The organism is Halochromatium sp., assembly GCF_054919635.1.
Window position 1 is genome coordinate 1 of record NZ_JBUDPI010000279.1, and the last position, 5,038, is coordinate 5,038.

The 5,038-nt window shown below is 61.0% G+C and carries 8 protein-coding genes and 1 pseudogene; 3 read left to right on the plus strand and 6 right to left on the minus strand.

What is annotated here, in order from left to right; translation table 11 throughout:
• Nucleotides 1–181: 181 nt before the first annotated feature.
• Nucleotides 182–478 (minus strand): TusE/DsrC/DsvC family sulfur relay protein, encoded by a 297-nt coding sequence (locus ACY693_RS14740; RefSeq protein ID WP_462322571.1) that lies wholly within the window; start codon nt 476–478, stop codon nt 182–184.
• 116 nt (nt 479–594) lie between these two features.
• Nucleotides 595–1,377 (minus strand): DUF3050 domain-containing protein, encoded by a 783-nt coding sequence (locus ACY693_RS14745; RefSeq protein ID WP_462322572.1) that lies wholly within the window; start codon nt 1,375–1,377, stop codon nt 595–597.
• Between the two features lie 192 nt (nt 1,378–1,569).
• Here ACY693_RS14745 and ACY693_RS14750 point away from each other — a divergent pair, with 192 nt between their 5' ends.
• Genes ACY693_RS14750 through ACY693_RS14760 form a run of 3 tightly spaced genes read left to right on the plus strand, consistent with a single transcriptional unit; the run spans nt 1,570 to nt 3,513 of the window.
• Nucleotides 1,570–3,057, plus strand: a complete 1,488-nt coding sequence (locus tag ACY693_RS14750) for an alanine/glycine:cation symporter family protein (RefSeq protein ID WP_462322573.1) — start codon at nt 1,570–1,572, stop codon at nt 3,055–3,057.
• Between the two features lie 4 nt (nt 3,058–3,061).
• On the plus strand, nt 3,062–3,286 hold the full coding sequence (locus ACY693_RS14755; RefSeq protein WP_462322574.1) for a hypothetical protein: 225 nt from the start codon (nt 3,062–3,064) through the stop codon (nt 3,284–3,286).
• Nucleotides 3,277–3,513, plus strand: coding sequence for a hypothetical protein (locus ACY693_RS14760; RefSeq protein WP_462322575.1), 237 nt, complete (start codon nt 3,277–3,279; stop codon nt 3,511–3,513). The genes ACY693_RS14755 and ACY693_RS14760 overlap by 10 nt, the downstream gene beginning before the upstream one ends.
• 38 nt (nt 3,514–3,551) lie before the next feature.
• Here the strand turns inward: ACY693_RS14760 and ACY693_RS14765 are convergent, their stop codons facing one another.
• The 4 genes and pseudogenes from ACY693_RS14765 to ACY693_RS14780 form a co-directional block, all read right to left on the minus strand.
• On the minus strand, nt 3,552–3,875 hold the full coding sequence (locus tag ACY693_RS14765) for a BolA family protein (protein ID WP_462322576.1): 324 nt from the start codon (nt 3,873–3,875) through the stop codon (nt 3,552–3,554).
• A gap of 162 nt (nt 3,876–4,037) precedes the next feature.
• Nucleotides 4,038–4,286 (minus strand): annotated as a pseudogene (locus tag ACY693_RS14770) (type II toxin-antitoxin system RelE/ParE family toxin); the annotation flags it as partial.
• Nucleotides 4,287–4,312: 26 nt separating this feature from the next.
• The gene (locus ACY693_RS14775) at nt 4,313–4,582 is read right to left on the minus strand and encodes a CopG family ribbon-helix-helix protein (RefSeq protein ID WP_462322577.1); all 270 of its coding nucleotides are present in this window, start codon (nt 4,580–4,582) and stop codon (nt 4,313–4,315) included.
• A 160-nt stretch (nt 4,583–4,742) separates the two neighbouring features.
• Nucleotides 4,743–5,038 (minus strand): ankyrin repeat domain-containing protein (locus tag ACY693_RS14780; RefSeq protein WP_462322578.1); only part of this gene is annotated, 296 nt, incomplete at its 5' end.

Genomic DNA, 5,038 nt, shown 5'->3' on the forward strand with positions numbered 1-5,038 from the left:
CGCCATAGGTCATCTCGCCCTCGAGATGGCCCTTCTCGAACTTCGCCTTGCTGCGCCAGCCGACCCGGTAGCCGGGATCACTGGCGCGTTTCCAGAGCGGGTCGCCTTTGAACGAAAGTACGCCTGCCATCGCTATTCTCTCACCTCATCGCATCGATTGATGCCCACGCTTGATGCCCGATCAGACACAGCCTGTGGGCTTTGGCAAACCACCCCATTTGCAGATCAGCTTCATGGGGCCTTTCTTGAAGATGTTGTAGAGCTCTTTGGTCGAGACACCTTGCTTCTTGGCGAAGATGCGGATCGGCGGCACCACGCCATCGTTGTCGTACATGCTGCGCGCCTCGCGAATGAACTGCATCACCTGCTCGTTCATCTCGAACTCGTCTTGCTCGGCAAGCTCCACCGCAAGCTCTTCGGTCCAGTCATCGCGGTTGAGCAAGAAGCCTTCGTTATCGAGCGGTACTGCTAGAGCCATCGATCCACCTCGTCGTGACGTTGTATCGGGAAAACCTAAAATGGTTCCTGAAAGATGGCCCCAGGATGCGGGGATTCTACCCCGAGCGGCATAGGGTTTAAGGTCAGCCCGCGCGGCTAGCGCCGAGCCTCGCGGTTGTTGCGCACCGCATCGAGCACGCCATCCCAAAAGCGGATGCGCGCGCAGATCGCCTCCTCGGCGGCGATCACGGCCTCCTCGAGCCGCTCCGGATCATCGCCGCAGAGCTGCTCGAGCATCGACATCGACAAGGGACCATGGAAGTCCTCGTCGAGATGGATATGGCGGCTCAGGTAATAGTGGAAGGCAGGCGCGTCTTGCTCATTGATCGCCATGCGCGAGAGCAGTGAGCGGAACATCTCCGGGATCACACGCTCGCGGCCAACGGCGAGCGCCGCGGCAACAGCATGCGGCTTGTCCTCGCGAATAAAGCAAAAGGTGGTCTCGCTGAAGTAGCGCGAGGGCAGCGGGACGAGGTCCGAGTAGAGCGCGGCGTCAAGCCCTTTCTCTTGCACCAGCGCGACGAAACGGCGCGGGTTGTCGCCATCGGCACCGATCTCGTGCATCGCCTGGCAATAGAATTCGAAGTGGCTGCTATAGCTCGGGCCGCTGCTGCCTTCGATGCTGTCGGACTCTTCTTCCAACACCAACTGGTTGATGAAGTAACGGACGGCTGGGTTGCCCTGCGGCGGCCAAGGCACCTGGATCGGCGCCAGCTTGCCCTGTAGGTACTTGATCAGGGACATGAAGTCCCAGACCGAGAAGGCGTGATGTGCCATGAACACCCGCAGGTCGTCGATGTCTTTGAGCTCGGCATAGATCGGGTGCTGATTGAGCTCTTGGATCAGGGGCTGAATGGGTGTCAGGTCGGGTGCTGCCATGGTGTGACCTCTCGAAGTCGTACGTCGCATCGTAACGGCCAATATACGCCCGAACCGGCGTGCTCCAAGCGGGAGTTGCGGCCTGATTCGAGATGAGCGGTTTGGTCGCTGCCGTGTATAGTACGCCGCTGGCGTCAACATGCAGTTTCCGCAACGACTCGCAGTTTCAGTATCTACTCAAAGGGGGCACCAGTGGAGCAGGTTTCAGCAGTGATTGGTTCCATCAACGGGTGGGTCTGGGGACCACCGATGCTCGTGCTGATTCTCGGTACGGGCCTTTACCTTTCCGTGGGCCTCAAGGCGATGCCGCTGCATCGGCTTCCGTTCGGCTTCCGCACGCTCTGGCGCGGCCGCAAGGAGCAGGGCAGTGGCGATATCACGCCGTTCAACGCCCTGATGACCTCGCTCTCGGCGACCATTGGAACCGGCAACATCGCCGGTGTTGGGACTGCACTCGCCATCGGCGGGCCTGGTGCACTGTTCTGGATGTGGATCACGGCCCTGGTCGGCATGGCCACCAAGTACTCCGAGGCCGTGCTCGCGGTGCGCTATCGCGAGGTCGACGAGAAGAACAATCACGTCGGCGGGCCCATGTACTACATCCGCAACGGCTTGGGGCCGAAATGGCTTTGGCTGGCGGTACTGTTCGCCATCTTCGGCGCCATCGCCGGTTTCGGCATCGGCAACACGGTGCAAGCCAACTCGGTGGCACACGCGCTCGAGACCAAGTTCGGCGTCCCCGAGCTGGGCACCGGGCTGGTGATGGCCTTGCTGGTTGGGTTGGTGCTGATCGGCGGCATTCGCTGGATCGCGCAGGTCGCCGGCCGGCTGGTGCCCTTGATGGCGCTGGCCTATCTCGTCTCTGGGTTGATCGTGCTGGCGCTGAACCTGGGAGAGATCCCAGGGGCGATTGTCACCATCGTCGACTACGCCTTCACCCCGGCGGCCGGGGTCGGCGGCTTTGCTGGCGCCTCGGTGATGCTAGCGCTACAGATGGGCGTGGCGCGCGGCATCTTCTCGAACGAGGCTGGCCTTGGCAGCGCGCCCATCGCCCATGCTGCCGCCGAGACCGACAGCCCGGTGCGGCAAGGCACCATCGCCATGCTCGGCACCTTCATCGACACCATCATCATCTGCACCATCACCGGGCTAGTGATCGTCGTCTCTGGGCAATGGAAGGCCGATAGTCCCGAGTTTACTGATTGCGTTGAGCGTGGCGGCGTCATCGAGGAGCGCGTCGACAGCTCATGGATGATCCGCAAGCCAAGCACGGTCTGCATGCTCGAGGCCGCCGACGGCAGCACTGAAGAGCACAACCGCAACATCACCGGCGCGGCCCTGTCCGCGGTCTCCTTCGGCGAGGAGCTGCCCGGTAGCGGCGCCTATGTGGTCTCGATCGGGCTCGCGCTCTTTGCCTTCACCACCATCCTCGGCTGGAGCGTCTACGGCGAGCGCTGCGTTGAATACCTATTCGGGGTTCACGCCATCATCCCGTTCCGGGTGCTCTGGGTGATCGCAATCCCGATTGGTGCGATCAGTCAGCTCGATTTCGTCTGGCTACTGGCCGACACCATGAATGCGATGATGGCGATACCCAACCTGATCGCGTTGCTCTTGCTGAGCCCGGTTGTGTTCAAGGTGACCCAGGCGTTCTTTAAGAGCCAGAAGAATCCGCGGTGACGGCTTGGAGGTTGTTTCTCCAATCAAACAGGTCGAGACGATCGCGGAAGGCCGGGGAATTCGCGAGCTAGCTCAGTTGCGCAAACGTTTTGGCCCCGGAAACTGGAAAAAGAAGAAGGGGATAGCGATGATCCGCGTCCAGGATGGCAGCTTGGCCCAGGCTGAAGTTCACTGGTACGAAGCGCATGGCATTGGCAAGGTCAAATTGAAGGTGAAGCGATGGCTTTGAACTTTGTAGTCTGCCTTAGCAAGGATCAGCTCGGCGATTTGTCTGGTGACGATATCCAGCTCGGTCGACTCTACGAGGTGTTGGATGCGGACGCCAAGCATGACATGATCCGCATCATCGACGAGTCGGGTGATGATTATCTCTACCCGAAATCCTGCTTCGAGCCAGTGATAGTCAGCGAAACCGCAGCGAGCCGGCTCACTCAAGTGTTACCGAATAATCGCTAGCTACAGCGAGAGGCAGGAGGTAGCAGATCGGGCTGGGCTCAGCCGGTCTGCTTGCTGCCGCCGAGGCACTCGGGTGAGGTCGGGGCCGCACCGCCGCCCTTGTCGAACCATTCCTGCGGTGTCCAGGCGTGGATGGCCAGTGCGTGCAAGCCGCCCGCGAGCTCATCGCGGACTAGCGCATTGACGCGCCGGTGACGGTCGATCAGCTTCTCGCCGGCAAAGACCTCGCTAACAGCCAGCACCTTGAAGTGCGACTCGGCGCCTTCGGGCACGTTGTGCATGTGGCTCTCGTCGGTGACCTCGAGGTGCATCGGATTCAAGCCGTTGGTTAAATGCTCGGAAATACGGGCTTTACGCTTCATCGGTGTCTCACTCAGCTCCTAACGGTTACTGCTCTACACGTGGCGAGGAGATAGGGTCGCTCGCCTGTCGACCAAGTCCGTGCTAGGCCCACGCGGCTCATGGGCGCGAAAAGCGGTCGCAGCTTGCGTATGAAGTCCTCGTGGGTTGGTGGCAACTCTAGATCACCGATCTTCTCGTGTGTGCCAGAGTCGCAGAACGTAGATGATCTCGCCGGAGATCTCGTAGCGCACCTCGTACTGACTCACGAGCAGCCGCCGGACCTCGCGCGGCTCGAACTGAAACAATTGCTCGCCGATTCGCGGTTGCGTCAGCAGGCTGGTTGGCGCCTTGACGAGCGCCTGAACGGCGCGTGCTGCTGCCGATTTGCTCACTGGCGCCAAAAACTCGTGGAGCCGCGCCAGATCAGAGAGCGCCTTGCTGGTTCACTTCAGCTCCATCAGCGCGGGACGGGTAGCGGTTCATCCGCGTCTAAGCGCTCAGCCCACGCTTGAACGGCTTGGTGGTCGATGACTCGGCCTGCATCGACGTCGGCCAAGGCTTCCTGGGTAAGACGATCACGCTCTTCCTCGAGGGCGATCCAGGAGGAAAGCGCCTGCTTCATGATCCAACCGCGTGAGCGCTCTAGGCGGTCGGCCATTTGATCGACTTTCTCGGCCAGCGGAACAGGGACGTGCGCGGTCAATACGCGTGTTGCGGCTTTGGCCATCGGCGACCTCCTCGGTCTGTCGGGTTGTGATTCAAATTGAATCATATTGATTGAAAATGAATCTCGCAAGGAGGCGTCAAGTTAGGCGATGCCAAGTTGTGGGTACACACACCCGGACAATCGCTCGAGCCAAGCGCGCTAGGCTTTTGCGCTCCTGACGCTATTGCGTCTTGAGCAGCGACATTATCTCTGCGTACCCCTGCTCGCGGGCGTGATCCGCGGCTGTCTTGCCTTCGAAGTCGGGCAACGTCGTATCGGCGCCCTGTGCGAGCAGCAGCTCAACGGCCTGGCGGTGGCCCCGGTGTGCGGCCCAGATCAGCGGGGTGTAGCCCTGGGTCTGCTCCTTGGCGTCGATCATCGCGCCCTGCGCCAGCAGCTGCGCCATCACGGCGGTATGGTTGTTCGAGGCCGCCAGCAGCAGCGCCGTATAGCCGCCTTGATCCACCGCGTCTACTT